This is a genomic window from Agrobacterium sp. DKPNP3, assembly GCF_052686535.1.
Window position 1 is genome coordinate 19,050 of record NZ_JBQYSN010000031.1, and the last position, 22,979, is coordinate 42,028.

Genomic DNA, 22,979 nt, shown 5'->3' on the forward strand with positions numbered 1-22,979 from the left:
GAAGGAACATAGAATGGCTCGAACACTTATCAGGCCGGGTGGACGGAGTGAGCGCATTCAGGTCGCGGTTCATAAGGCAGTAAAGGAACTCATTTCTGAGATGCCGGCAGAGAACCTCACAATAGCGCTTGTCGCTGCGAGAGCAGAAGTGCCGCCGTCAACCATCTACCGGCGATGGTTGACGCTTGATCAGCTTTTGGTGGACGTTGCCAATGAACGCTTCCTGCCCGACGCTATCCCGCCCGACACAGGAAGTTTCCGTGGTGACCTCGAAGTTTGGATAGAGCAGACGGTAGACGATTTGTCATCTGCGCCAATGAGAGCCGTACTCGGCGAGAGGTTGATCAATCGAAAGATCTCTGAGGTCGCTGCGGGTTACGTCTATATGAACTTTTGCTATCTCACGGATCGCTGCGCGGCTCGCGGTGAGCCTGTCCCCTCTGCCGATCGGCTCGTTGATATGGTTTTTGCCCCTTTGATCTATCGAATATTCTTTGCCAATCAAACAATCACCAAGACATATCAGTTGGAACTTATCGAACAGGTTATTTCCTCTCCTTTGCTAACACGCCCGCTTTCTGACCAGCTTAGCCTGGATGGCTACGCGCTGTTCGAAAACGACCCTCAGTAGTTTACGAGTGCGCTTTCGCGACCAGAGCCGAAACGCGGCTGGACACCCAAAAGTGCGCCTGTACGCTCTATGATGGCCTTCGCCATTGGGGCTGCAGTGTATGCTGCCAGTCGACCACCTTTCTCGCCTGTCAGCGGGGCGTCTATTATGGTCAGCACGACATACTGGGGCCTATCGATAGGGAACCCCGCCAAGAAGGCATTAAAATTGAGATGGGCAGCGTACCGCCCGTTGATCACCTTATCTGCCGTTCCCGTTTTGCCTCCGACATTGAAGCCATCAACCTGAGCGCTTCGGCCTGAGCCCTTGGTGCCATTCCATTCAAACAGAAAGCGCATGGCAGAGCTGGTTGATGGATTGATGACCTGATGAGCGACGGATAGTGCTCGCTCTGGAGTGCGAGGCAGGAACGTTGGAGAAATGAGTTTGCCGCCATTGATGAGCGCCGCTCCTGCAACTGCGGTCTGAAGGGGGGTCGTTGCAACGCCGTGGCCAAAAGAAATTGTCGCCTGATTGATTGGTTTCCATACACGGGGTTGGGTCGGTGTCGCAACCTCCGGAAGTTCCGTATCCATCTTCGTCAGCAGGCCAAGTCTCGTCAAGAAGGCTTTATGGGCATCAAGTGCGACCATACCTGCGATTTTGGCGGTTCCGATATTTGAGGAATACTGGAAGATTTCCGGAACTGTGAGAGGGCGTCCCTGTCCATGGTCGTCGTGGATGGTGAAACCTGCCATGCGAAGAGGCCGTGTGGCATCGATGACCGAGTTTAGGGTGATTTTTCGCTCATCAAGCCCCATCGCCAAAGTGAAGCTCTTGAAAGTCGATCCCATCTCATAGGTTGCGTTACTGATGCGATTAAACCAACCCTTCTCATATTCTTTGTCTTCTGAGCCGTCAGCTAATCGGCGGGACGGATTGTTGGAGTCGTAATCTGGGACCGAGGCCATCGCCATTACCTCTCCCGTATTTGCATTTAAAACAACCGCGCCAGCAGCCTCCGCCTGATAAGCTGTCATAGCATGGGCGATGACTTCATGAACGATGCTTTGGACCCTCAGATCTATAGATAGACGAATAGGCGCGAGCTCAGCACCGCTCGCCAGACCTGTGTCTCGCAGATCCGTTAGTCCCTGCTGATCCAGATAACGCTCCATGCCAGCAAGACCCTGGTTGTCCACATTGACGTGCCCAAGAATGTGAGATGCCACGGTACCAGCCGGGTAAAAGCGTCTCTTCTCGGGGCGAAACCCAATTCCAGGGATGCCGAGTTGGAGGATAGCAGCCTGTTGTCGAGGAGTTAGTAGGCGGCGAAGCCACTGAAATGCGCTGTTGGAAACAAGCTTTTTATGCGTTTCCAGCCAATCGATGTCGGGAATGACTGTTGCAAGCTTCTCGACTGCTTCATCTGGATCAATGATGCGTTGAGGCTCGGCATAGAGCGAAACGACATTAAGGTCGGTAGCGAGCAATTCCCCGTTGCGATCAACAATATTTGGTCGGGACGCTGGAGTGCTTGTCCTGCTAACAATGCCCGTCGCCGCAGTCCTCGCCATACCGTACTGAACAAGCCTGGCGCCGATCAAGCCGTAAGCTCCGAGGAATCCACAAAGTATGATGCCTATGCGCTGGCGTGACATTCTCTGGTGTGACCTCATCTCACCACGCGGAAAGCCCAGAACGTTCTTTCTCATTTGCAGATGGAGAATGCTGCGAAGTGCGAAAATTTTTGAAATCATGTCGGCTATCGTCTCATGTCACCCGAGAGATGACATTTTCCTTTAATGCAATCATAATTGCATTAGAGCCTTCGACGAATTAATGCAACAATTGCTGCAATGAGGCGAGTTTCCGTGCGAGGAGGCAACCACTACCATTTGGATTTGCCGCCTGACTAACCTGCTCAGTTGTAAGTGGAAATCAACAAATGCAAATTGCGATGGCATTTAGGTCGGTAAAAGCCGAACTCCTCTTCCAACCGCCTGGGCGGCTATCACATGGAACAGTATCATCGTTGAATTGCACGCCGACATCCGCTGGCACAGTGAAAAGCATATTGAGCCTGGCAAATGGCTGTCCTGGCAAGGGCAAGTTCTCGCCGCAGCGCTTTATTGAGCAGTCTCAGATTGTCGATTACACCATGGTAGGTAGCGCGACGATCTGCTTGTAAACCGTTAATGCGCGTCAAATTGCAACCGTAGAAATTTCTGCTATCCTACAGGTATGACTACAGAGGTAATTCGCACCATCGCTTGGATATTGTTGGTGACAGTTGGGGCGTTGGTGCTAGCGCCTGTCAACTGGCGCGCGCACTCTGCTATCACGGCAAACATAGACCGGCTGTCTACTTTCGCCCTCCTGGCAATGCTCTTTGTACTTTCGTATCCGAATGATCGTCGAGCAGTCGCGATTTTCTGTATCTTGGGGGCAATCGCGTCAGAACTGCTGCCGCCCCTCACATCTGACAAGCATCCAAAAATTAAACAAGCGCTAACGAAAGCAGTTGGCGCCTTGATGGGTGTCCTTATCGGCGCGATTATCTTACAAGTCTCAACCTATCGCTGACCGGTTGGACCGGGAATTTATGCGACCGCCATTTCCGGACAATGTGTTATCTTCAGTGTTAGTATCCGCCCTGACGTGAGTCAGTGGAGTGCACCTCGGGCCGGCTCACTTCTGTGCGGAAACCAACACTTGGGAATTGGCCGCGCACTACCTGATAGCCCCGATGGAAGGACCTCTGCCTCTCGGGCTTGGTTAAGTGGTTCGCGGAAGATAAAGGGGATTCCAGCGCCCGTCGGAGCGAGAAGCGCATCAAGTATAGATCATGCGTCATACGCGGCGCCCGGGCGTCTGAAACACTTCGCGAATGCCAGCGACCTCGATGTCGGCGGTCGCCGGTAATCGGGCTGGCCGGGGATAGAGCGAAACTGTGTAGGAAGGTTGCCGTCATAGGGCTAGCGCTCGTTGCAAATCATCGTGCTCGAATGCACTGGCCATACGGTTGATCTCGGCTGACCGCGCGCCGACCGCCTTCGCAGTCTCGCGCCATGGTGCGGTGGCGCTCGCGACTTCCTTAATGATAGCACGGGCTTGGGCGAGTGTGAGGGCGAAGAACTCGGCAGCCTCTTCCAGCAGGTCAAGGGAGCAAGTGCCTTCGTCAAGATCTATGTTGGTCGCCAGGACGCGCGCCTTGACGTCAGTAGGCACTGGATTGAGATCATACGCAGGGGATAACGACCAGCCGGCTTTACCGAGCCACAGAAAGCCGTGATTTCTCAGGTGGTCATCAACGTTGGAGATCAGCACATTGAAGGCGACGCGGCGATAAAGCGCGTGCGCATCGGTCTTTCCCTGCGCGCCGTGTTCGGCCAAGGCGTCTACGATCTCCGGATGGCTTCCACGCTCACCGCCGATTGCGCCCATCATCGCCATCGCGGACAAGGAAGGGGATCCGTATAGCTCCATCGCGGTCGAAGCGACGCGAGAGCATGACCTTATTGCCAGCGACGTCTATGAGCTCATGGCGCGGCGTGACAATGCCAGCTTGTTCAGCCAGTTGCAGAGCGACCGCTTCCCATGTCTCAATGCTGTAGTCGTTGGTTTCCTTAGGAAACTTGGCGATCGAAAGATTGCCATGTTGATCGATAACAGAAGCCTTCGGACGCGCTCCGCCAAGCGAGGAGACAGGCGCGAAGATGAGTTGAAGGTCTTCGTCGGTTTCCTCATCGCGTAGAATACGTTCCGTGATCTGCAGCAGGCGGTCGAGCTCGATGAGGGCGGGAACGCCGGTACGGATCGGCGCCTGGAATTCCTCGTCGCCTACCCAGCGGAACCGGAGCGCACCGAGCCGTGTCTCGTCGGCGACGCCAAGCAGATAGTCGCTTTCGGCAAGCGTGCGAACGGCCCGCCCATTGCGCTCAGCCAAGCGCCTTTCCGAGCGTTGCATGAGCCGTCGGCCCCAAGTATCGGGTGCTGAGTCGCCAATAGAGCCAAATGTTGCAAGGCCCGCGGATGGGGCGAACGCTCCCCGGCTCAGAGCTAGAGCGGGCTCCAGCGAGAAGCGGTCGGGTCCTCAAGCCAGGCACGGTCATACTCAAACATGATCGTTTCGGCACCACGGACGCGATTGCTCCGCGCCAAACCGATTGGACGTGGGCGGTCGTGGAGGTCAAGATGAATTTCAAAATCAGCCATCGTGTGACGATCCCGGCGATCGCTTTAGGTGAGCGTGCTTGGGCAACTGCGCACTGGCCAGAGCCTGGCCGACGCTGTCGTTGCTGATGTCGGCGACTTGGCTCAGCCCATCTAGTAGGCCGAGTGCCTGGAGGACGCCTGCATAGATGCCGATGCTGACATTCGTGTCCCCGGCCTCGATCTTTTGAAGCGTTGAGCGTGAGGTGAAGGCACGGTCGGCTACTACCGCCATAGATAGGCGGCGACGTCGACGTGCGTCGTGGATGTCTGCGCCCAGTTTGCGCAGCGCGCGCCGCACAGCGGCCGAAGGATTGTGAGGTGTCGGCATTTGCGACCTTCGCACTACAGATTAGGCCGATATGTAGCACGAAGATTACAATATTTCCAGACGGATGGGTAGGTAGAAAGCTGATTGTTTCGGTGAGATTGGCATGGCTTCGAGTAGGAACAAATCACATACGACAACTTGCTCGCTAAGCCATCCAAGTCGGCAGCTATTGGCGGAACTTGAAGCAGCGTATGCTCTAACCACGAATTCCATCCAACAAAGATATTACTAATCAGTAGCTTAGGCAAATCAGAGCAGGGGGAGGCGGTTCGTATATCTTCAAGGCGGAGACTGCTATGCCTTGGAAGTATTCTCGCAACCGACTGACCTACTTATCATCGGTTTCCAGGATTTTCCGAAGATTTTCGAGGGCAGCCCTGTGCTTAGCCTCCGGCATCCGCTCCAGGTTCTGCATTTTCCAGCGGACGGCCGGTAGCTTATCCGCGCCATCGACGCTGAGCAGTGACCAGTCAGGGTTTCGAGACTTGAAGGATATCAAGAACCGTCTTTGATCGTCGGTCAGGGCCTTGTTGATTTCGAATATCAAGCGTTCGTGCACGTCCAAAAGCGCATCAAGGCTGATTTCTACCTCTGCCATTTGCAGAAACTCGCCCTCGTAAAGGCCCGCGATGTCCTTGCGTACCGGGCGCAGCAATTCGCCCATCGTGCGGTTGTGGCTGATCAGATAGACGATGAATGTTCTGACGAGATCTGGAGTTAGCCCCTCGTTTTCGAGGAGTAGCTTCACGTCGAAAAGATCGCGTGGGTGCTGCCGGTCGAGAGCGGCGCAGATTTTGCCGGCGTAAAGATCGGGGAGCGAAAGCAGCGACATCTCGACGTAGCCGAACCTTTCTTCGACGCTCGGTGAGAATTCCCGCAATTCCTCCGGAAATACCGATCCGCGCAGGACAGGCGAAAGCTCAATCTTGATGCGATCGCCTCCTTGCGAGACGAAGAGCCTAAGTGCATCGACCCGATCTTCGAAAGACCGAATAATCTCGGAGCCAGGCATTGCCTTCTGGATTGCATCGGCGATGCGGCCGAGCGCGGCCGTAATGTTTTTCAGCGCTGTCTCGCGGTCGTCCATCGGCAAGTAGACGAGATCGATGTCGACTGAGAGGCGCGGTAGATCCCGGACAAAAAGATTGATGGCGGTGCCACCCTTCAAGGCGAAGCACGGTTCTTGCGCAACAAGAGGCAGAATGCGTGTCAGAAGTCTGACTTGCCGGTAGTAGGTGCTGGCGGTGTCCACATATCCTCCGGGACGGTTATCATATATTTCTTGTCGAGTTTGCCGCCCTTGACCAGCACCCTGTTTCCACGGCCAAGTCCAAGCTGATCGAGGATTTCAGGCTGTGGCAGCTTCTTGAGCCACGAGTAGGATTGGCGTTCCGCCATCCAATAGAAGAGCCGACGCACTTTGACGTGGGTGCATTTTCGCAGGAGCTGTTCCATGACACGCGGCGACAGCGTTGTCATGCCTTGCAGTAGTTGATCGGCGTGTTCGAAGGATATCGTTTCTGGCACGTCTTGTAGAACTTCGAGGTATGCCCGTTCGGGCGAGGACACGGTGAATGGCCACGCGCTTTTTCGCTGTCCGGATATCTCCGGCCTGACGAGGGTCCGTTCCTGCGTTTCGTATTCAAAATTGACAAGACCAGTCGCCCCCAAGTTCGGGAGAGGAAGATGGCGGATGAACTCTATATCTGGCAGTGCTGCTTCAACCCATTTCGGAACAGCATCCTTGCCGTACAGATGCACTTGGCGCTTGCTCGAAATCGGAAGGTAGTGAGCGAAGCCCTGCTGTTCGATGGCGGTCAGTCCTCCTGGTGTTAAATCCAGGTGAAACACGTTCTGCAGTGAGGCAACCGCACTCTCCCAGCTTACTCGTGTGCCTGGCCGAAGATAAACGGCAGGGGCTATGGGTGTGAGCTGGCGACTCTTTAGCAAATTATCTACGGCATGCCGATCCATTGTTGGTTCCTGACGTATGAGCCACGACTTGCTGACCGGCATCCCGTCGGGAAGCAGGTTCAGAAGAAGCAGCCGTCGTTCAGCGTCAAGAGGCATAGATTGCAATAAAACACATTTGCGGCGACCATCGCCGCAATCTGTTCCTGTGGTAAATATCATTATCTTTCGAGTTTATCAAACTGCAAATATTCGGCGATGGTCGCCGCAAACAACGCGATATCCAAATAAAGCCAAGGGTGTGGTTTGATAACGCTGCGAAGCCGGGTGCAACGGAATGCGGTCAACACTGGCATTTGGCCAACGTGGTCAGTGAAAGCACCCGTATCGCACTGGGTGCCGCGAAGAACTTCGCGGTCGTCAACACGATCGCCGATCAGGAAGCCGTAGTCCGCCGCTAAGCACTTACATGACGACTGACGGAGAGAAATCAGGTCGTGGCGGTCCTTGTGGCACCGTGAACGATCTGTGCCGGAAAAACCCCTCGGTCCTCCGAAGCAAACCAATCCCGCACTTGATGGATGGCTTCCTGGTCCGGCCCCGGATCTCCGCCGCTCAACCCGCTGACGGGGTCCGCTAGCAAGCTGCGGCCGCTTCGGCTCTCGCCTTCGCGGTGATCGCGACCGGTTCCGGACACTGACGGGAGCCATCGAGCGGGAATGGCCCGCTCCAAAGATGGAGCCTTAGATGAACACCGATCTTTCCCTTGCGCAGAACCACGTCTTCCAGCTTTCCCGCACCCTGATGGTTCCAGTCACGCTTTTCAGGTCCGGCGACGAGTTCGGCGTTCCGCCGAGCGACGAACTCGATGACGAAGACGATCTAGAGATCGTGCATGAATATGAGCCGTGATGACTTATGGTCATCTCAGGCTCGGTCACCCTGCTTCGCAGGACATCCTCGCCTTTCAGTTGCACATAATCCGCCCCGGCTTGGCAGCGGTTGACTTCTCCAATATATCCAATATTCTGGATATATGGAAAATAACAACGCAATAGCGGCCCTTGCGGCCTTGGCGCAGACCACCCGCCTTGAGACATTTCGGCTACTCGTGCGCCAGGAACCAGACGGCGTTCCGGCTGGCGAACTCGCGCGGCTACTCGCGGTCCCGCAAAACACGATGTCGGCGCATCTCGCGACGTTGTCGCGTGCCGGGCTGGTCAAGAGTGAGCGCCAGAGCCGATCAATCATCTACCGGGCCGATCTAGATGGCCTGCGCGACCTCACTCTATTCCTGCTGAAGGACTGCTGCGGCGGATCGACGGAGCTTTGCGCGCCGCTCATCGCAGAACTGACGCCATGCTGCGTGCCGGGAGCGAAGCCATGTTGAGCGCGATCGCATTGCACGAAGTGGTCGGTATCGACGCTCGTCTCCGCGAGGCGCTCCGTGCCGCGGACCTCCCGACCGATGATATTGAAGACGATGGCCGCGCCTTCTTCGAAGCCGTCTCAGGCGACGGCCAGACGATTGGATATGCCGGCCTCGAACGGTGCGCCAGCGATTACCTGCTGCGTTCTGTTGTCGTGCTCACGGAACATCGAGGGCACGGGTTCGGCCGGGCCCTCGTCGAGGCAACGCTAAGAGACGTCGTTGGCGATGTGTTCCTCGCTACGACGAGCGCTGTGCCGTTCTTCTCGACCATCGGGTTTTCAGAGGTACCGCGGGCCGAAGTGCCGACCGCGGTGCTTGCGACCCGCCAATTATCCTCAATCTGCCCATCGTCGGCGACCATCATGAAGCTCAACAGGCCTCAGACCTAACAACGGACCACGACCATGACTAACAAGACATATAACGTGCTGTTCCTCTGCACGGGCAATTCCGCTCGCTCTATTCTCGCCGAGTCCATCCTTAACAAAGAGGGCGGTGGCCGGTTCAAAGCTTATTCAGCCGGCAGCCAGCCGAAGGGCGAAGTCAATCCCCACGCGCTGAAGGAACTGGATGCGCTCGGCTATCCATCGACGGGTTTTTCGTCAAAGAGTTGGGACGTATTCGCCGGACCGGATGCCCCCGAGATGGATTTCATCTTCACCGTCTGCGACAGCGCCGCAGGCGAAGCCTGTCCGGTGTGGATCGGCCATCCGATGACTGCTCACTGGGGTGTTGAGGATCCGGCGGCCGTCGTCGGCACTGAAGTCGAGATCCAACGCGCTTTCGCTCAAGCTGCACGGTTCCTGAAGAATCGGATCAGTGCATTCATCAACCTGCCCATCGCCTCGATCGACCGCTTGGCCCTTGCTCAGCACGTGCGCCAGATCGGTTCGTTGGAAGGCGCCTCGGTCAAATCCGCGAAGGCAGAGTAAGATGTCGACATTTGAACGATACCTGACCCTATGGGTCTTCCTCTGCATCGCCGTCGGCGTTGCCCTCGGCCATCTGATGCCCGGCATCTTCCAGATCATCGGGGGCGCCGAGATCGCCAAGGTCAATATCCCGGTCGCGATCCTTATTTGGCTGATGATCATCCCGATGCTGCTGAAGATCGATTTCCGGTCGCTGGCGCAGGTCGGCTCCTACTGGCGCGGGATCGGCGTCACGCTGATCATCAACTGGGCGATCAAACCGTTTTCCATGGCATTGCTGGGATGGCTGTTTGTCGGCTGGCTCTTCCGGCCCTATTTGCCTGCAGACCAGATCGACTCCTATATTGCAGGCCTCATCATCCTGGCTGCGGCGCCTTGCACTGCCATGGTCTTTGTCTGGTCGAACCTGACACGGGGCGAGCCGCTGTTCACCCTGTCGCAGGTCGCCTTGAACGACGCGATCATGGTGGTCGCCTTCGCACCGATCGTCGGCCTGCTGCTCGGTCTGTCAGCCATCACCGTTCCTTGGGCGACGCTCGTCCTGTCGGTTGCGCTCTATATCGTCGTGCCCGTCATCATCGCGCAGGTGCTGCGGAGCCGTCTGACGGCCGATGGAACGACCCGATCAATCGATAGCCTCCTTGGCAAGCTGCAGCCGATGTCGCTGGTCGCGCTGCTTGCCACCCTCGTGCTTCTCTTCGCCTTCCAGGGCGAACAGATCATCGCCCAGCCAGCCATCATCGCGCTTCTGGCCGTGCCGATCCTGATCCAGGTCTATCTTAACTCGGCGCTCGCCTATCTCTTGAACCGCATGGCAGGCGAGCGCCATTGCGTCGCGGGGCCTTCCGCCCTCATCGGCGCCAGCAACTTTTTCGAGCTCGCCGTTGCTGCCGCCATTAGCCTGTTCGGGTTTCAGTCGGGTGCGGCACTCGCCACCGTCGTCGGTGTTCTCATCGAAGTACCGGTCATGTTGTCGGTCGTCTGGATCGTGAACCGCTCGAAGGGTTGGTACGAGGCATCGCCCGCCGTTTCTCGCAACACCATCATCGAAAGGCCTTAACCATGAACGCCGTCATCTATCATAATCCGGCCTGCGGCACGTCTCGCAATACGCTGGCGCTGATCCGCGCTGCCGGGATCGAACCCACTGTCATCGAGTACCTGCAGTATCCTCCATCGCGCGCGCAGCTCTCGAAGATGATCGCAGACGCCGGCCTGACGGTCCGCGAAGCGATCCGTGAGAAGGGCACGCCCTTTGAAGAACTCGGCCTCGACCATCCGGACCTGACAGAAGAGCAATTGCTGGACGCGATGATCGCCACCCCGATCCTGATCAACCGACCACTCGTCGTCACGCCGCTGGGCACCAGGCTCGCCCGCCCTTCCGAGGTCGTGCTCGATATCTTGCCGGCAGACGCATTCAAAGGACCATTCACCAAGGAAGACGGCGAACAGGTCCTCGACCAGGAAGGAAAGCGCATTGTCTGAGACATTTCCCGCTCTGCACGACGACCATCTTCAGCCCATCGCGGCAGAATCGCTTCGGCCGGCATTCTCGACGCACAAGCCGAGAATCCTGATCCTTTACGGCTCGCTACGGGAAGTGTCCTATAGCCGCCTCCTTGCCTTTGAGGTCCGTCGGCTGCTCGAACGGTTCGGATGCGAGGTGCGGATATTCGATCCGGCTGGATTGCCGCTTCCAGACGAGGCGCCTGTCAGCCATCCCAAGGTTCAGGAACTGCGTGACCTCTCCCAATGGTCTGAAGGCCAGGTCTGGATCAGCCCGGAGCGCCATGGCGCGATGACCGGCATCATGAAGTCGCAGATCGACTGGATCCCGCTGTCGCTCGGCTCCGTTCGCCCCACCCAGGGGAAGACGCTGGCGGTCATGGAGGTGTCGGGCGGCAGCCAGTCCTTCAACGCCGTGAACCAGTTGCGCATCCTCGGCCGCTGGATGCGGATGATCACCATCCCCAATCAGAGCAGCGTGGCGAAGGCGTTTCAGGAATTCGACGCCGACGGCCGGATGAAGCCATCGTCGTATTATGACCGCGTCGTCGATGTCTGCGAGGAACTGGTGAAGTTCACTATTCTCACGCGCGATGCCTCGTCCTATCTGACGGACCGCTATAGCGAGCGCAAGGAGAAGGAGGCCGAGCTGGAGAAGCGGGTTTCGCTCAACTCGATTTGAGGGATCAAACTGTCGTGGTGGCAGGCTGCCGGCAGGACACTGCCACCGCACAAACGCAGCGACGCTCATCGCCACGAGGCATGCATTTGCAACAAGCGCAAAACTCAGCCGAATGCTCTTCACAGCACCGCGAGATCGAAAAAGGGTGGTAAGAATGACTGTTTCGGAAGGTTTCCGTACTGTCGGATTTCGCTCCAACGAAGGTTCTCTCAATGACTTTGTTTAGGAAAGTTGTGGACTGTTTGTTGAACGCTTTCAGACTGTTAGCGCAAAACGAACTGCGGTGTCCTTGATCCAGATCCCTTCAAGGCGAAGGCTACTGTCGTTTCGCACCTTCCTTCATGTCATCTTGGTCAGATGTAACAGTGTCCGCTTGTCCCTGGACCTTGGCGGAGACCCTTCGCATGGTGTCGCGTATACGGTCGCTCAGAAGTCTGACGCGCGCAGTTTGCCGGGTGTCGCTGTGGGTTAGGAGCCATACATCGCCGGTGTGTATTACCGGACTGCCTGGGACACGCGAGAGCAGCGGGTCTGCATCGCCGACAAAGCAGGGTAGCAATGTGATGCCCATGCCCGCGCGCGTGGCGTGCAGCCTCGACCGCATCTCGGAAAAGCGGACAGGCGTGGCAGCCATTTCGATCTCTCCCGGGATCCAATCGAGAGGAACAAACTCGTCAGGTCCTAGCAACCAGGCCAAAGGGGATGAAACGTCGCTGAGCCGGTCACAGCGTCGGTAAAACGCTGTGTGGAATCCGCAGAGCCTGCTTCCGTAGAGGTTTTCCGGAGGCGACGTCTTTCCAAGAACGACGCGCAAAGCCACATCCGCCTCTCGGTTGCTCAGGTTGGCAACCGTCCCCGTTCCGATGATTTCGAGCGCGATGTCCGGATAGGTGGATCTGAACTCCGTCAGGGTCTCCATCAAAAGATCGGTCGCAAACGAGACGGGGAGCGTGAGGCGCAACGGGCCAGATACACTCTGGTCGCGAGCGAAGATCCTTCCCTCGATCTTCGTGGATGCCTCCGACATCTGCGCGGCGAGGTCCACAATGTCGGCACCCGCTGACGTCAGCCTGTATCCGGAAGGAAGCTTTTCGAAGAGTTTTGTTTTCAGTCGCTGCTCCAGACGCGCAACGCCGCGAAGCACCGTTGCGTGGTTGAGGTCCAGCTTGTCAGCCGCCGCACGCACCGTTCCGCCGTTGGCCACTGCTAGGAACATCCGTAACTCATCCCAATGATCCATGGTGCGTTTATTCATATCCCTTGTGTTATCTCTCGGAGTTTATCCTCGGATCAGTACCGTTGTATATCCAAAAACCAGATATGGTGTGTGAATACGCACCGTTCGACTGGTCCTCTCCGATATCTCATGCAATCGCCCAACACAAAGGTTTATGATGCAGATCCTCTCCAAGATGCAGGCAACCGTGCTTGCCCTTCTCCTCAGTACAGCCGGTGCCTCGTCGCAATCGCTCTCCGACATCAAGCCCGCACCGGAGCCGCTTGTGCTTCAGAGCCAGGGTAGTTTCTTCGTCGGCGGCCGGACCGTCGAAACCGAAAGCGCCGGCTGGGGCGACCTGAAGGACATCTTCGGCGAGAGTTTCGAAGCCGGTGATGTCGTCGTCGATCAGATGTATGTCCAGTTCCAGACCCCGCCGAAGCCGACGCACCTGCCGATCGTGTTCATGCATGGCGGGCTGCTCTCTTCAAAGCAGTGGGAAACCACGCCGGACGGTCGCATGGGCTGGTTCGAATATTTCACGCGACAAGGATTTCCCACCTATCTTGCCGAACAGACGGGCCGGGCACGTTCGGGCTTCAACGGTACGATCTTCAACCAGGTGAAAAACAAAACTCTGCCACCTGAGGCGCAGCCAAAGGTTTTTCTTGGCACGTCGAGCATGGCCTGGAAGGTGTTCAGGTTCGGTCCTGAGCTCGGCAGGGCCTGGCCAGACGTCCAGTTCCCGATCGAGGCGACCGATGAATTCGCCAAGCAGGTGATCCCTGATATGATCGAGACCCAGGTGCCGAGCCTGCTGGGCGAACTGATCCAGCCTGAAACTGACAACCCGACCGTCGCGAACGTTGCCGATCTGGCCGCAGACCTCGGAGGGGCAATCCTCGTCGGCCACTCGCAGTCGGCGGGATTTCCGACCCAGGCAGTCCTGAAGGGCAATGGCGGTATCAAGGGCCTGATCCAGCTTGAGACCGGCTGCTTCTCCAACCTGACGGAGGAGCAGGTCAAGGCGCTGGCCGAGGTTCCCATCCTCGTGGTGGTTGGCGATTACATGGGCGACAACCCAGCCGCAGCCTGCGCCAAGGAAATGGAGCAGATCAAGGCGGCAGGTGGTGACATTAGCTTCCTCTCGCTCCCCGACGTCGGGATCAAGGGCAGCACGCATATGTTCATGCAGGGCAAGGAGAACATCAAGGTCGCGGACGTCCTGATCGACTGGATCGGCAATCACGTCGGCCAATAGGGACAGGACCTATGTCTTGAGATGCGGTCAACTGCGCGGAGCACGGCTGCCACCGGTGCATTTCGGTTGCGGTCCTTAAGAGAGGCTTGAGGGATATTGCGGCGGGGATCTTCGACGCTACGGCTCCTGGGGCTTCCGCGCGAGATTGAGATCTCGCGGGGAAAGGCCTCCCTTCACCTGAGCTTGTCCAGGACTGGCAATAGTTCAGAGGGATCGGGGCGCCGGGTGTAGTCGGGATTGACATCAGCATAGGCGATTAGACCATCACGGCCGATCACGTATCGGGCAGGCATTGGCAAACGCCAGTCCTGACCGGCATCGAAGTGTGAAAGGTTGCTGCCGAAGCTCTTGTAGACCTCGATAAGATCGTCCGGTAGCGAGAAGCGGAGGCCAAATGTTTCAGCGACTTCACTGTCCGGGTCGCTGAGGATCGGAAAGTTGAGTTTGTTGTCACGCTGGGACCTGCGGCTATTGGCAAGGGTCTGCGGAGAGATTGCCAACAACTGGGCGCCACGAGCTTCGATCTCTTCGCGTACGGCCTCAAGAGCCACAAGGTCCAGATTGCAAAACGGGCACCAGACACCGCGGTAGAAGGTCACTACGAGCGGGCCATGAACCAGAAGATCTCTCCTCGTCCGGGGCATCCGGATGGAAAATCCTGGGTTCCTTGGAAAGCAGTGAAACTTGAAGATCGAATTTGCGGTGTGGATCCCGCCAACGTCGCGAACGCCATCGAGACAGACGGATATTTCATCAGCGAGTGAAAAGCCGTCAGCCATTTGCATCCATCGGCATCCTCAAGGCTCTTCAAAAGTGGCCAGCTCTTGCTGGTCACGATCCGCAAGTGCGGTGAAATTGGAGGAGCTGGCGCACCTCAATCAGAACAGCATGACCGAGCACAGGTCACTCGAATAGAACGCCTTGAAGGGAACTAAACCTGCGACACCAGGAGATGATTCGGCTAAGTTGCTGTTTCGTCGATATCTTAGTCGCCAACACGCCCGGTACGGAACTGTAAGTCGCTCCTTACAGCATAGCTGGCTTTAGGCGTTCGGCACGAAATGGCTGCTCCATCAGTGCATGTGGACATCGAGAGGTGGGCCGGTCCAAATGCCGCATTGCGCTTGTGATCCCCAACAGATAGTGTCCGAAATGTGTCATGAATGGCATTATGGGGATCTATGACCAAACGGTTGGGCTTTGCTGAGCAATGCATCGTGCGCACTTTGTGCGCGCTTGCGTTGCTGTTGGTAGGCTTTGCCCATAAGCCACCAGTTCTGGCTAACAGCCAGATCCCTCTCAGCGAAATCGCACAATACGTCCTTCCAGACGGAACCCTCCCGGTTCTCTGCCTCCCATCGGAGGACGGCAAGGCCAACCACGATCACCGCGACATCGGATCGGGTTGCGAAGCGTGCCGTTTGACGGCTTCGGTGCTTCTGCCGGCTCCCGCCGATGCACTCGGGCTGCCAATCCTTCGCGAAGTTGAGCGTCTCACTCCGATCCGGACGGAAGCGTTCTATCGCCAGCTCTTTCCACCGAATGCCTCTCCTCGCGGACCTCCATCCGGCCTGACTGCATAAATCGCCGCTGGCATCAGCGGCTATTTCAGTCTGTGCCGGTTCGCTCCGCCTGTGGCGGAATACCTTCCGGCACATTGCCGGAACCCTTTCCATGTCACACGGAACCACCGCGTCCGCATGCGCGGATCGCGCTCTGATCGCACCCGCGAGGAGCATCAAAGAAATAGTCTATCCCGGCATAGCCGCACCCCAGGGCGCGTCGCTTCTGCCTGCGGGACATCATCGCAGACGATCAATCACTGCCTGCGAACGGTTCACGCTTCCGGCTGACACCGCAAGCACTTTCGTGGCCGCTCATCGCGGCAGCCAGACAATCACCATCAATCTCGGGGACTGCCAATGACACTCACTGCCGACACTCCGTCCGCAAGCTCGGACAAATCGCTCAGCCGGGCATTCTACAACACCGCATGGCGCTGGCATTTCTACGCCGGCCTCTATGTCGCTCCGTTTCTGATCATGCTGGCCATAACCGGCCTCATAATGCTCTGGTCATCAGTCCTGGTCGGTCGTGACGGCGAAAAACTCTATTCCGTCGTTTCCGCCTCTCAGACCGTTGCGGTCTCCGAACAGGCGAATGCCGCGGTCTCCGCGGTTCCAGGCGGATCGCTCGTTCAGTACATCGTCCCGCGAACGGAAGATCAACCAGCGGTCTTTCGTGTCAATGTCGACAAGGAGTCAACGATGGTAGCGGTCGACCCCTATCGGGGAACGGTCCTCGGCACATGGGAACGTCGCGACGCCCTCTACGACCTCGCCAACCTCATTCACGGGACTTTGTTGATTGGAACCCTGGGCGATCGATTGATCGAGATCGCCGCAGGCTTCGGCGTGGTTCTGATTGTCACTGGAACTTATCTCTGGTGGCCGCGCGAAGGTCGTGGACTTGCCAGATCACTTCGGCCCCAATTTTCGGGACGCGGCCGCCAGATCTGGAAGTCGCTCCATCAGACTGTCGGCGTCTATGCCGCAATCCTTCTTCTGTTCTTCCTGATCTCCGGCCTGTCCTGGGCGGGTATCTGGGGTGAGAAGATGACGCAGGCTTGGAGCACGTTCCCCTGTCTGATGTCACGCATGCCAGCATGAACCATAATGGCGTGAAGGATGTGCCGTGGGCGCTGGAGCAGACCCAGATGCCCGCCTCCGATCCCCATGCCGCCCATAATGGTCATGCAATGATGCCGCAGAATAGCGTCGACGGCCTCGATGCAGTCGTTGCACAGGCACGATCGCTCGGTTTCGATGGTCGTTTCCAGCTCTCGTTCCCGAATGGAGATACGGGTGTCTGGACGATCGCACGGGACACGATGAGCAATGACAGTGCCGACCCTTTGTCCGACCGAACCGTTCATATTGATCGCTACACCGGCAAAGTTCTGGCTGATGTCAAGTTCGCCGACTATAGCCCAGCCGGCAAGGCCATGGCTGTCGGCATTGCACTTCATGAGGGCGATCTGGGCGGCGGCTGGAATGTCGCGCTCAACACGATCTTCTGTCTCTCGGTCATCTTCCTGTCTGTCAGCGGTATCGTGATGTGGTGGAAGCGCCGGCCCTCCGGCGCAAGCCGCCTCGTGGCCCCTGTCGTTCCGGACAAAATGTCGATCTGGAAAAGCGGTGCGATCGTCATGGTCGCCGTCTCCCTGCTCTTCCCGCTCACCGGGATCGTTCTCGTCACCGTGCTGGTGCTGGACCTGCTGGTCATTCGGCACGTGAAGCCGTTGAAGCGCGCGCTCAGCTAATTCTCACCCTCGTTCGAATGGAATCTTCATGATGCGAATACTGTTCAGGCTGCTTGCCATCATCTTGGCACTCACGTTCCCGGTCGTGGTTTTCGCCCACGGCTTCAAGATCGGCGAAGTACAGATCAGCCACCCTTACGCACGAGCCATGCTGCCGGGCGCCAAGGTTGGTGGTGGTTATCTCAAAATCGTCAACGACGGCGCAGCAGACCGTCTTGTCAGCGCATGACGAGCTGGAAGCTAGTGAACAACGCTTGCGGCTGGCTCTGGAAGCTGGCAGGCTTGGCATATGGACTATAGACCTTGCGACAGGTGAATTAACAGCCTCAACCGAATGTAAGTCGATCTGCGGTCAAGCGCCTGACGAACCGTTGACGCTCGCAGACCTGAGATCGTCCATTCATCCAGAAGACCGCCAGCTGCAGGTAGAGGCGATCGATCAAGCGATTGCTGATGGAACCCCGCTCGATGCGGAATACCGGCTTGTGACCCCAGCCGGTGAGCTCAGATGGGTTCAAATTCGTGGACGAGCAACCTACTCGCCAAGCGGCGTACCCCTATCCATTACCGGTACGACACAAGACATTACATCGAGACGGATCGTCCAGGGGCATCGCGCGCTCCTTGCGCGAGAATTGAGCCACCGTGTCAAAAACACGCTGACATCCTTGCAGGCTGTTGTGTCACAGACAATTCGGCGGGCGGGGACACTGGATGAGGCTGGCGCCACCTTGGCGGCACGCATCCGCGCGATGGCTGTCGCCAACGATCTTCTCGTCACCGAAGACTTCGGGAGCGCGTCTCTTCGCAACCTTGTGACGCGAACGCTTGCCCCATTCGGTGTCGACGATGCAGCACGTTTCACGATTACCGGCGAGGACTTCGAACTGCCGTCTCATGTTGTCCCGGCTTACGCGCTCGTTTTGCATGAGCTTGCGACAAATGCCACCAAATATGGTGCGCTTTCCACTGACGCAGGCCACATCGAAATTGAATGGGTTATGGACACGACGTCGAATGGAGGAGAACTGACGCTGAAATGGCGAGAAAGCGGCGGGCCGCATGTCACTGCACCGGTCAAGACCAGCTTCGGAACGCAACTCATTCAACGTCTTTTGGCAAGCGAAGCAGGGGGCGTCGCAAAGATCTCTTACCTTGCGTCTGGTGTTTCCTTCACCGCAACAGTTCCCATGAGATAAAAAAAACCGTGGGCGTGAGAAAGTACTTAGGCAGTCGCTTGGAACTGTATCTCGCCCGCCGCCATTATCGGTGACATCATAAAGGGAGTCACCAGATGGCATTCATCGAAGCAAAAGACGGCACGAAGCTGCACGTAAAAGATATGGGCGAAGGCCGCCCCGTCATCCTCATCCACGGCTGGCCATTGACGGGGGATATGTTTGAATACCAGGCATTGGCTCTCCTGGAAGCGGGCTTTAGGGTCATAACCTACGACCGCCGGGGATTTGGCCAGTCAGGACATCCTGCAAACGGTTATGATTACGATACATTCGCTGACGATCTGGCTTCCGTGATCGATGGTCTTGAACTGGGAAGTGTCAGCCTTGTCGGCTTCTCCATGGGCGGGGGTGAGATCGCCCGGTATCTCTCGCGGCATGGAGCATCGAAAGTGTCGAAAGCCGTTCTGGTCGCTTCGGTCGCCGGTTACCTGCTTAAGGACGAGAGCAACCCCAACGGTGTTGACGCGAGCGTCTTTGAGGGCATGAAAAAGGACATCCGGAAGGACCGCTTCGACTTCCTGCAAAGCTTTGCCAAGACATTCTATGGCGTTGGCTTCGTGACCAGCCCGGTCAGCCAGGGCGTGCTGGACTGGTCTTTCGTTCTTGGCATCATGGCAAGCCCGAAGGCGACAATCGATTGTGTCGACGCTTTCGGCAAGACAGACTTTCGTCCGGATTTCTCAGCCTTTACGATCCCCACGCTCGTCATTCACGGCACGGGCGACAAGACCGTACCGATTGATCCGACAGGCCGGGCGGCTGCAAACGCGATCGCAGGCGCAAAGCTCATTGAATACGAAGGCGAGCCTCATGGCTTGTTTGCAACGGTGCCAGAACGTCTGAACAAGGACTTGATCGAATTCCTGCGCTGAGATGAAGGCGACGGGCGCGCCTTGGTGCGCCCGGATTCCTTGGAGAAATTTTGGCTTTAGGCCACTCCGGTCAGCGGAGTAGGCCGTCTAGGTCGAATTCCTCCCAGCCCTTAAGCTCCAGATCTGGCTCGCCCACGCGATCCGATGCATCCTTCGAGCGCTTCTTTTTTTCATTTCTACTCAGGCGCTTCAGCTTTGCCCGATAGGCCGCGCGAATTCTCTTCTCGGCTTTCGCCTCTGCGTCCTCGACGCGCCATTCGTCTACAGCTTCGCTATTGAGGAGCTCCTCAACCACCTCGGGGTCGAAGACATGGAACGTAATCTGGCGGGCGCGTCCATTCAATCGGACCGTCCTTGTACCAGCGCTTTGTAAACGACCGTCGGCGAGCCAGCGGTGACGCTCGCTGGTCTTCATGGTCAGGATGTCCTCGATTTCTCGCGGAATGACAGGAAGTCGCTCGGCTTGAGATATCACGCTGTTCGCAATACTTGCGGCCGCGTTGAAGGCGGCCTTTTCGCTGGCTCGCATCGCCAGAATAAGATCGATTCCATCAAGAGAAATCGACTTTTTGGACGGTGCAGGCAGCCTGGCCTGCAGCTCTTGAAACACGCCCTTCGCGCGTTTGGCTGATCCCAAGGTTACTGCGACGGGCAGGGTCCACGTCCTGATCAGTTCTATGTCGTTATGTTCACGCTTCGGCATCGCTCATAAATGGGGGCAGCCCGCTTTCAGTCAACGCGTGCGCGGGCAGAGGTCTAACAACATCGGCATTGCTCGGATAGTCGACCGCGCCGGTTCATATCTCTTTCCGGCGCTCTCCGCGGAAAGTTCGGTACGGGGAGTAAATGCTTGCCGCATCAATCAGCGCCTTGCCGTGCAAACCACGCCGCATATGGCGTGTTCTTTGCCAGATGGCGATTGAAATCCTGAACGCCATCGTCCCACCAAACCGGCCCACGCTCGCCGAGCGCGCGCTTGGCGGCGTCCACTTCTTCTCTAGCCCTCGCCATTTCAGGGGAATTTGCTGATGCGTGGTGGACTGCTCGGCGTGCCGACATCAGATCATCGACGAGTGCCTGGCGTTTGTGTTCATCGAGCGCTGGGTTACTACACCGCCAAAGTCTTCCCTTGACGACAAAGTATCGACCGTCCGGTGTCTTGGGATAGAGCTCCTTCATTTGAGCCAATTTTCTCCTCAAGCCGCGCATAATGAAGCGGAATGAACGAACTCGCGAGGTGTTCGGCGACTGTGAGATCCTTAGTCTGGAAATCTCCTCCCGGCGTTCATGCAGGGAGGAGATAGCACAACAGATTGCATCGCGCTCAACTTGCGGATAACGCAGTCTGCAGAACGCGCCTCTACTTCGTCTGGCCCTTCGCAACCGACGACGTCGCCGGAACGCCTTGATATCCACTAATCGAAGCGGCGCTCGCCATTCCAGGACATTTTGAGGTACCGCCGACCAGATCACGGGTTGCCTTTTCGATCCTGTCCCCAATCTCTTTGTCAACATTGCGCCAATAATCGAATGCTCGAACCAAAATCGGCTCGCTTACGCCGTCGGCAAGGTGACCTGAAACATTTTGGACAAAGCGATCGCGTTGTGCGTCGTCCATCACTTCGCGCACCAGCGCGCCAGCTTGGCTCCAATCGTCATCGTCTTTTCGCAAGGTGTAGGCTGCCCGGACCATCTCGCCATCTGCCAGCCAGGTTGCTTCGCCGCCTGTCTGCGGCTGGGCGGCGGGACCTCCGTAAGAGTTGGGAGCGTAAACGGGATCAAGCGCATTGACCGTGCGGCCCTGTCCCGCTCGCGAATAGGAATGCACCTCGGCTGCTTTGGCCTGATTGACGGGGATTTGTTTGTAGTTCACGCCGAGGCGGGCACGATGTGCGTCAGCATATGAAAAGCCGCGGGCGAGAAGCATTTTGTCCGGGCTGAGACCGATGCCCGGCACCATGTTATTGGGTTCGAATGCCAATTGCTCAATCTGGGTGTCCCAGTCGACGGGATTTGTATCGAGCGTAAGCTTGCCGACTTCCATGAGGGGGTAATCACGGTGCGGCCATGTCTTGGTAAGGTCGAAGGGGTTTATCCGGTATGTCTTTGCATCATCGAACGGCATCACTTGGAACTTTAGCGTCCAGCTCGGAAATTCGCCCTGGGCAATATGATTGAACAGGTCGCGCCGGTGATAGTCGCCGTCCTGACCTGCCATGTTGTCAGCCTGATCCTGAGTCAGATGCGCATTACCATCGCCCAGATCGGTATGAAAGTGCCACTTCACCCAATACTTTTCGCCCGTTTCGTTGATGAGCATATAGGTGTGGCTTCCATAGCCATTCATCTCGCGCCAGTTTTTTGGAACCCCGCGATCGCCCATCAGGTAGCTGACCTGATGGGCACTTTCGGGGCTTAGCGTCCAAAAGTCCCACTGCATATCATGATCGCGCAGTCCATTATCCGCTCGCCGCTTTTGGCTGCGGATGAAATGCTGAAACTTCATCGGGTCGCGTATGAAGAAGATAGGCGTGTTGTTGCCTACCATGTCGAAATTACCGTCTTCCGTGTAAAACTTGACCGAGAAGCCGCGAGGGTCTCGCCAAGTGTCTGGGCTCCCACGCTCGCCGGCGACCGTGGAAAAGCGAACAGCCGTTTCCACCCTGGCACCCGGTTGAAGGAATTTTGCTTTCGTAAATTTGGTGACGTCATTTGTCACTTCAAAATGGCCAAACGCCCCGCTGCCTTTGGCATGCGGTTGCCGTTCAGGAATACGTTCCCGGTTGAAATTCGCCATTTGCTCGATCAAATAGTGATCGTTCAATACGATAGGGCCGTCTGGTCCTACCGTCAGTGAATGCTCGTCACTTTGTACAGGGATGCCTGCGTCGGTTGTCGTGCGGGGGGCGGATTTCTTGTCGGTCATGGTTGCCCTCGAAAGTGCGGGTTGCGGCTGGATGCTACAACGCAACCTCAAGCCTGCGGTTCCATGCCCCGTGATCCGTCAGATGGAAATGCTTAACGCCCGTACCGTGTTGGCTGGAGCTGGAGAGCCAAAGAGGCAATTTCGCCAACCGAAGAGAAGCTTCTGGGGGCTGGTGACGACGCCGGCCGGAACCGTCGACTAAAGAAGTGTAATCAAATCTGACAGAGTAGGAACTTGTCTCGACCTGCTGCGGTTAAGGTGCGCGGCGCTACGTCGACTTCGACACGTTGAATGGAGATAACAGATGGCAAAGTCTCTCAGCAAGGGCGACAAGGTAGAGTGGTCCACCAGCCAAGGAAAGACGACCGGCAAGGTGGTCAAAAAGCAGACCAAAAACACGAAGATCAAGGGCCATGAGGTGAAGGCCTCGACATCCGATCCGCAGTACATCGTTGAGAGTTCGAAATCGGGCAAGCGAGCGGCCCACAAGCCTGAGCAACTGCACAAGACATGACTCTG

At 57.0% G+C, this 22,979-nt stretch carries 24 protein-coding genes and 1 pseudogene; 15 read left to right on the forward strand and 10 right to left on the reverse strand.

Annotation, left to right across the window (positions count from 1 at the left end; translation table 11 throughout):
- Nucleotides 1-13 precede the first annotated feature (13 nt).
- On the forward strand, nt 14-631 hold the full coding sequence (locus tag ACUTJJ_RS11050; protein ID WP_445542159.1) for a TetR-like C-terminal domain-containing protein: 618 nt from the start codon (nt 14-16) through the stop codon (nt 629-631).
- Here the strand turns inward: ACUTJJ_RS11050 and ACUTJJ_RS11055 are convergent.
- From ACUTJJ_RS11055 to ACUTJJ_RS11075, 5 genes and pseudogenes are all read right to left on the reverse strand, one after another.
- On the reverse strand, nt 625-2,325 hold the full coding sequence (locus ACUTJJ_RS11055) for a peptidoglycan D,D-transpeptidase FtsI family protein (protein WP_445542186.1): 1,701 nt from the start codon (nt 2,323-2,325) through the stop codon (nt 625-627). The two genes, ACUTJJ_RS11050 and ACUTJJ_RS11055, sit on opposite strands and share 7 nt — an antisense overlap.
- A 1,255-nt stretch (nt 2,326-3,580) precedes the next feature.
- Nucleotides 3,581-4,828 (reverse strand): annotated as a pseudogene (locus ACUTJJ_RS11060) (type II toxin-antitoxin system HipA family toxin).
- Nucleotides 4,821-5,156 carry a helix-turn-helix domain-containing protein gene (locus ACUTJJ_RS11065; RefSeq protein ID WP_445542160.1) on the reverse strand — a complete coding sequence of 112 codons (336 nt, stop codon included), beginning with the start codon at nt 5,154-5,156 and terminating at the stop codon, nt 4,821-4,823. Before ACUTJJ_RS11065 ends, ACUTJJ_RS11060 begins: the two are co-directional and overlap by 8 nt.
- 328 nt (nt 5,157-5,484) lie before the next feature.
- Nucleotides 5,485-6,408, reverse strand: coding sequence for a nucleotidyl transferase AbiEii/AbiGii toxin family protein (locus ACUTJJ_RS11070; protein ID WP_445542161.1), 924 nt, complete (start codon nt 6,406-6,408; stop codon nt 5,485-5,487).
- The gene (locus tag ACUTJJ_RS11075) at nt 6,366-7,289 is read right to left on the reverse strand and encodes a type IV toxin-antitoxin system AbiEi family antitoxin domain-containing protein (protein WP_445542162.1); all 924 of its coding nucleotides are present in this window, start codon (nt 7,287-7,289) and stop codon (nt 6,366-6,368) included. Before ACUTJJ_RS11075 ends, ACUTJJ_RS11070 begins: the two co-directional genes overlap by 43 nt.
- A 525-nt stretch (nt 7,290-7,814) precedes the next feature.
- Between ACUTJJ_RS11075 and ACUTJJ_RS11080 the strand changes: the two genes are divergently transcribed.
- From ACUTJJ_RS11080 to arsH, 7 genes are all read left to right on the forward strand, one after another.
- Entirely contained in the window at nt 7,815-7,979 is a 165-nt protein-coding gene (locus ACUTJJ_RS11080) for a hypothetical protein (protein WP_445542163.1), read from the forward strand.
- A 124-nt stretch (nt 7,980-8,103) separates the two neighbouring features.
- Nucleotides 8,104-8,457: an ArsR/SmtB family transcription factor gene (locus tag ACUTJJ_RS11085; RefSeq protein ID WP_445542164.1), complete on the forward strand. Its 354-nt coding sequence runs from the start codon at nt 8,104-8,106 to the stop codon at nt 8,455-8,457.
- Nucleotides 8,451-8,888 carry an arsenic resistance N-acetyltransferase ArsN2 gene (gene arsN2 / locus ACUTJJ_RS11090; RefSeq protein ID WP_445542165.1) on the forward strand — a complete coding sequence of 146 codons (438 nt, stop codon included), beginning with the start codon at nt 8,451-8,453 and terminating at the stop codon, nt 8,886-8,888. Before ACUTJJ_RS11085 ends, arsN2 begins: the two co-directional genes overlap by 7 nt.
- A gap of 15 nt (nt 8,889-8,903) precedes the next feature.
- Nucleotides 8,904-9,431 carry an arsenate reductase ArsC gene (locus tag ACUTJJ_RS11095; RefSeq protein WP_445542166.1) on the forward strand — a complete coding sequence of 176 codons (528 nt, stop codon included), beginning with the start codon at nt 8,904-8,906 and terminating at the stop codon, nt 9,429-9,431.
- Nucleotide 9,432: 1 nt separating this feature from the next.
- Complete coding sequence (arsB, locus tag ACUTJJ_RS11100; protein ID WP_445542167.1) at nt 9,433-10,491, forward strand: ACR3 family arsenite efflux transporter; 1,059 nt, start codon at nt 9,433-9,435, stop codon at nt 10,489-10,491.
- Nucleotides 10,492-10,493: 2 nt separating this feature from the next.
- Nucleotides 10,494-10,919, forward strand: a complete 426-nt coding sequence (gene arsC, locus ACUTJJ_RS11105) for an arsenate reductase (glutaredoxin) (protein WP_445542168.1) — start codon at nt 10,494-10,496, stop codon at nt 10,917-10,919.
- Nucleotides 10,912-11,622: an arsenical resistance protein ArsH gene (gene arsH, locus ACUTJJ_RS11110; protein WP_445542169.1), complete on the forward strand. Its 711-nt coding sequence runs from the start codon at nt 10,912-10,914 to the stop codon at nt 11,620-11,622. The genes arsC and arsH overlap by 8 nt, the downstream gene beginning before the upstream one ends.
- Before the next feature lie 316 nt (nt 11,623-11,938).
- On the opposite strand, the gene ACUTJJ_RS11115 is transcribed toward arsH, so the two are convergent.
- Nucleotides 11,939-12,877, reverse strand: a complete 939-nt coding sequence (locus ACUTJJ_RS11115; protein WP_445542170.1) for a LysR family transcriptional regulator — start codon at nt 12,875-12,877, stop codon at nt 11,939-11,941.
- Nucleotides 12,878-13,016: 139 nt separating this feature from the next.
- Between ACUTJJ_RS11115 and ACUTJJ_RS11120 the strand changes: the two genes are divergently transcribed.
- A complete protein-coding gene (locus ACUTJJ_RS11120; RefSeq protein ID WP_445542171.1) occupies nt 13,017-14,099 on the forward strand; it encodes a hypothetical protein in 1,083 nt (360 codons plus the stop codon).
- Nucleotides 14,100-14,272: 173 nt separating this feature from the next.
- Here ACUTJJ_RS11120 and ACUTJJ_RS11125 read toward each other — a convergent pair whose 3' ends face one another.
- Nucleotides 14,273-14,884 (reverse strand): peroxiredoxin-like family protein, encoded by a 612-nt coding sequence (locus ACUTJJ_RS11125; protein ID WP_445542172.1) that lies wholly within the window; start codon nt 14,882-14,884, stop codon nt 14,273-14,275.
- Between the two features lie 1,137 nt (nt 14,885-16,021).
- Here ACUTJJ_RS11125 and ACUTJJ_RS11130 point away from each other — a divergent pair.
- The 5 genes from ACUTJJ_RS11130 to ACUTJJ_RS11150 all read left to right on the forward strand — a co-directional run bounded on the left by ACUTJJ_RS11130 (nt 16,022) and on the right by ACUTJJ_RS11150 (nt 19,534).
- Nucleotides 16,022-16,768 (forward strand): PepSY-associated TM helix domain-containing protein, encoded by a 747-nt coding sequence (locus ACUTJJ_RS11130; RefSeq protein WP_445542173.1) that lies wholly within the window; start codon nt 16,022-16,024, stop codon nt 16,766-16,768.
- Nucleotides 16,765-17,421, forward strand: coding sequence for a PepSY-associated TM helix domain-containing protein (locus tag ACUTJJ_RS11135; RefSeq protein ID WP_445542174.1), 657 nt, complete (start codon nt 16,765-16,767; stop codon nt 17,419-17,421). The genes ACUTJJ_RS11130 and ACUTJJ_RS11135 overlap by 4 nt, the downstream gene beginning before the upstream one ends.
- Before the next feature lie 28 nt (nt 17,422-17,449).
- Nucleotides 17,450-17,650, forward strand: a complete 201-nt coding sequence (locus tag ACUTJJ_RS11140; RefSeq protein WP_445542175.1) for a hypothetical protein — start codon at nt 17,450-17,452, stop codon at nt 17,648-17,650.
- Entirely contained in the window at nt 17,637-18,620 is a 984-nt protein-coding gene (locus ACUTJJ_RS11145; protein ID WP_445542176.1) for a sensor histidine kinase, read from the forward strand. The genes ACUTJJ_RS11140 and ACUTJJ_RS11145 overlap by 14 nt, the downstream gene beginning before the upstream one ends.
- A gap of 95 nt (nt 18,621-18,715) precedes the next feature.
- Nucleotides 18,716-19,534 carry an alpha/beta fold hydrolase gene (locus ACUTJJ_RS11150; RefSeq protein ID WP_445542177.1) on the forward strand — a complete coding sequence of 273 codons (819 nt, stop codon included), beginning with the start codon at nt 18,716-18,718 and terminating at the stop codon, nt 19,532-19,534.
- 70 nt (nt 19,535-19,604) lie between these two features.
- On the opposite strand, the gene ACUTJJ_RS11155 is transcribed toward ACUTJJ_RS11150, so the two are convergent.
- From ACUTJJ_RS11155 to ACUTJJ_RS11165, 3 genes are all read right to left on the reverse strand, one after another.
- Nucleotides 19,605-20,237, reverse strand: coding sequence for a hypothetical protein (locus ACUTJJ_RS11155; protein ID WP_445542178.1), 633 nt, complete (start codon nt 20,235-20,237; stop codon nt 19,605-19,607).
- A gap of 155 nt (nt 20,238-20,392) precedes the next feature.
- Complete coding sequence (locus ACUTJJ_RS11160) at nt 20,393-20,713, reverse strand: hypothetical protein (RefSeq protein WP_445542179.1); 321 nt, start codon at nt 20,711-20,713, stop codon at nt 20,393-20,395.
- 181 nt (nt 20,714-20,894) lie between these two features.
- Nucleotides 20,895-22,460, reverse strand: coding sequence for a catalase (locus ACUTJJ_RS11165; protein ID WP_445542180.1), 1,566 nt, complete (start codon nt 22,458-22,460; stop codon nt 20,895-20,897).
- Nucleotides 22,461-22,764: 304 nt separating this feature from the next.
- Between ACUTJJ_RS11165 and ACUTJJ_RS11170 the strand changes: the two genes are divergently transcribed.
- Nucleotides 22,765-22,974 (forward strand): hypervirulence associated TUDOR domain-containing protein, encoded by a 210-nt coding sequence (locus ACUTJJ_RS11170; protein WP_445542181.1) that lies wholly within the window; start codon nt 22,765-22,767, stop codon nt 22,972-22,974.
- Nucleotides 22,975-22,979 lie beyond the last annotated feature (5 nt).

What these genes read in the sequence shown, in the direction of transcription:
- ACUTJJ_RS11050 (WP_445542159.1), top strand. Translation starts at nt 14, where the DNA reads ATGGCTCGAACACTTATCAGGCCGGGTGGACGGAGTGAGCGCATTCAG.
- ACUTJJ_RS11055 (WP_445542186.1), bottom strand. Translation starts at nt 2,325, where the DNA reads ATGAGAAAGAACGTTCTGGGCTTTCCGCGTGGTGAGATGAGGTCACAC.
- ACUTJJ_RS11065 (WP_445542160.1), bottom strand. Translation starts at nt 5,156, where the DNA reads ATGCCGACACCTCACAATCCTTCGGCCGCTGTGCGGCGCGCGCTGCGC.
- ACUTJJ_RS11075 (WP_445542162.1), bottom strand. Translation starts at nt 7,289, where the DNA reads ATGATATTTACCACAGGAACAGATTGCGGCGATGGTCGCCGCAAATGT.
- ACUTJJ_RS11080 (WP_445542163.1), top strand. Translation starts at nt 7,815, where the DNA reads ATGAACACCGATCTTTCCCTTGCGCAGAACCACGTCTTCCAGCTTTCC.
- ACUTJJ_RS11085 (WP_445542164.1), top strand. Translation starts at nt 8,104, where the DNA reads ATGGAAAATAACAACGCAATAGCGGCCCTTGCGGCCTTGGCGCAGACC.
- arsN2 (WP_445542165.1), top strand. Translation starts at nt 8,451, where the DNA reads ATGTTGAGCGCGATCGCATTGCACGAAGTGGTCGGTATCGACGCTCGT.
- ACUTJJ_RS11095 (WP_445542166.1), top strand. Translation starts at nt 8,904, where the DNA reads ATGACTAACAAGACATATAACGTGCTGTTCCTCTGCACGGGCAATTCC.
- arsB (WP_445542167.1), top strand. Translation starts at nt 9,433, where the DNA reads ATGTCGACATTTGAACGATACCTGACCCTATGGGTCTTCCTCTGCATC.
- arsC (WP_445542168.1), top strand. Translation starts at nt 10,494, where the DNA reads ATGAACGCCGTCATCTATCATAATCCGGCCTGCGGCACGTCTCGCAAT.
- ACUTJJ_RS11115 (WP_445542170.1), bottom strand. Translation starts at nt 12,877, where the DNA reads ATGAATAAACGCACCATGGATCATTGGGATGAGTTACGGATGTTCCTA.
- ACUTJJ_RS11120 (WP_445542171.1), top strand. Translation starts at nt 13,017, where the DNA reads ATGCAGATCCTCTCCAAGATGCAGGCAACCGTGCTTGCCCTTCTCCTC.
- ACUTJJ_RS11125 (WP_445542172.1), bottom strand. Translation starts at nt 14,884, where the DNA reads ATGCAAATGGCTGACGGCTTTTCACTCGCTGATGAAATATCCGTCTGT.
- ACUTJJ_RS11130 (WP_445542173.1), top strand. Translation starts at nt 16,022, where the DNA reads ATGACACTCACTGCCGACACTCCGTCCGCAAGCTCGGACAAATCGCTC.
- ACUTJJ_RS11135 (WP_445542174.1), top strand. Translation starts at nt 16,765, where the DNA reads ATGAACCATAATGGCGTGAAGGATGTGCCGTGGGCGCTGGAGCAGACC.
- ACUTJJ_RS11140 (WP_445542175.1), top strand. Translation starts at nt 17,450, where the DNA reads ATGATGCGAATACTGTTCAGGCTGCTTGCCATCATCTTGGCACTCACG.
- ACUTJJ_RS11150 (WP_445542177.1), top strand. Translation starts at nt 18,716, where the DNA reads ATGGCATTCATCGAAGCAAAAGACGGCACGAAGCTGCACGTAAAAGAT.
- ACUTJJ_RS11155 (WP_445542178.1), bottom strand. Translation starts at nt 20,237, where the DNA reads ATGCCGAAGCGTGAACATAACGACATAGAACTGATCAGGACGTGGACC.
- ACUTJJ_RS11160 (WP_445542179.1), bottom strand. Translation starts at nt 20,713, where the DNA reads ATGAAGGAGCTCTATCCCAAGACACCGGACGGTCGATACTTTGTCGTC.
- ACUTJJ_RS11165 (WP_445542180.1), bottom strand. Translation starts at nt 22,460, where the DNA reads ATGACCGACAAGAAATCCGCCCCCCGCACGACAACCGACGCAGGCATC.
- ACUTJJ_RS11170 (WP_445542181.1), top strand. Translation starts at nt 22,765, where the DNA reads ATGGCAAAGTCTCTCAGCAAGGGCGACAAGGTAGAGTGGTCCACCAGC.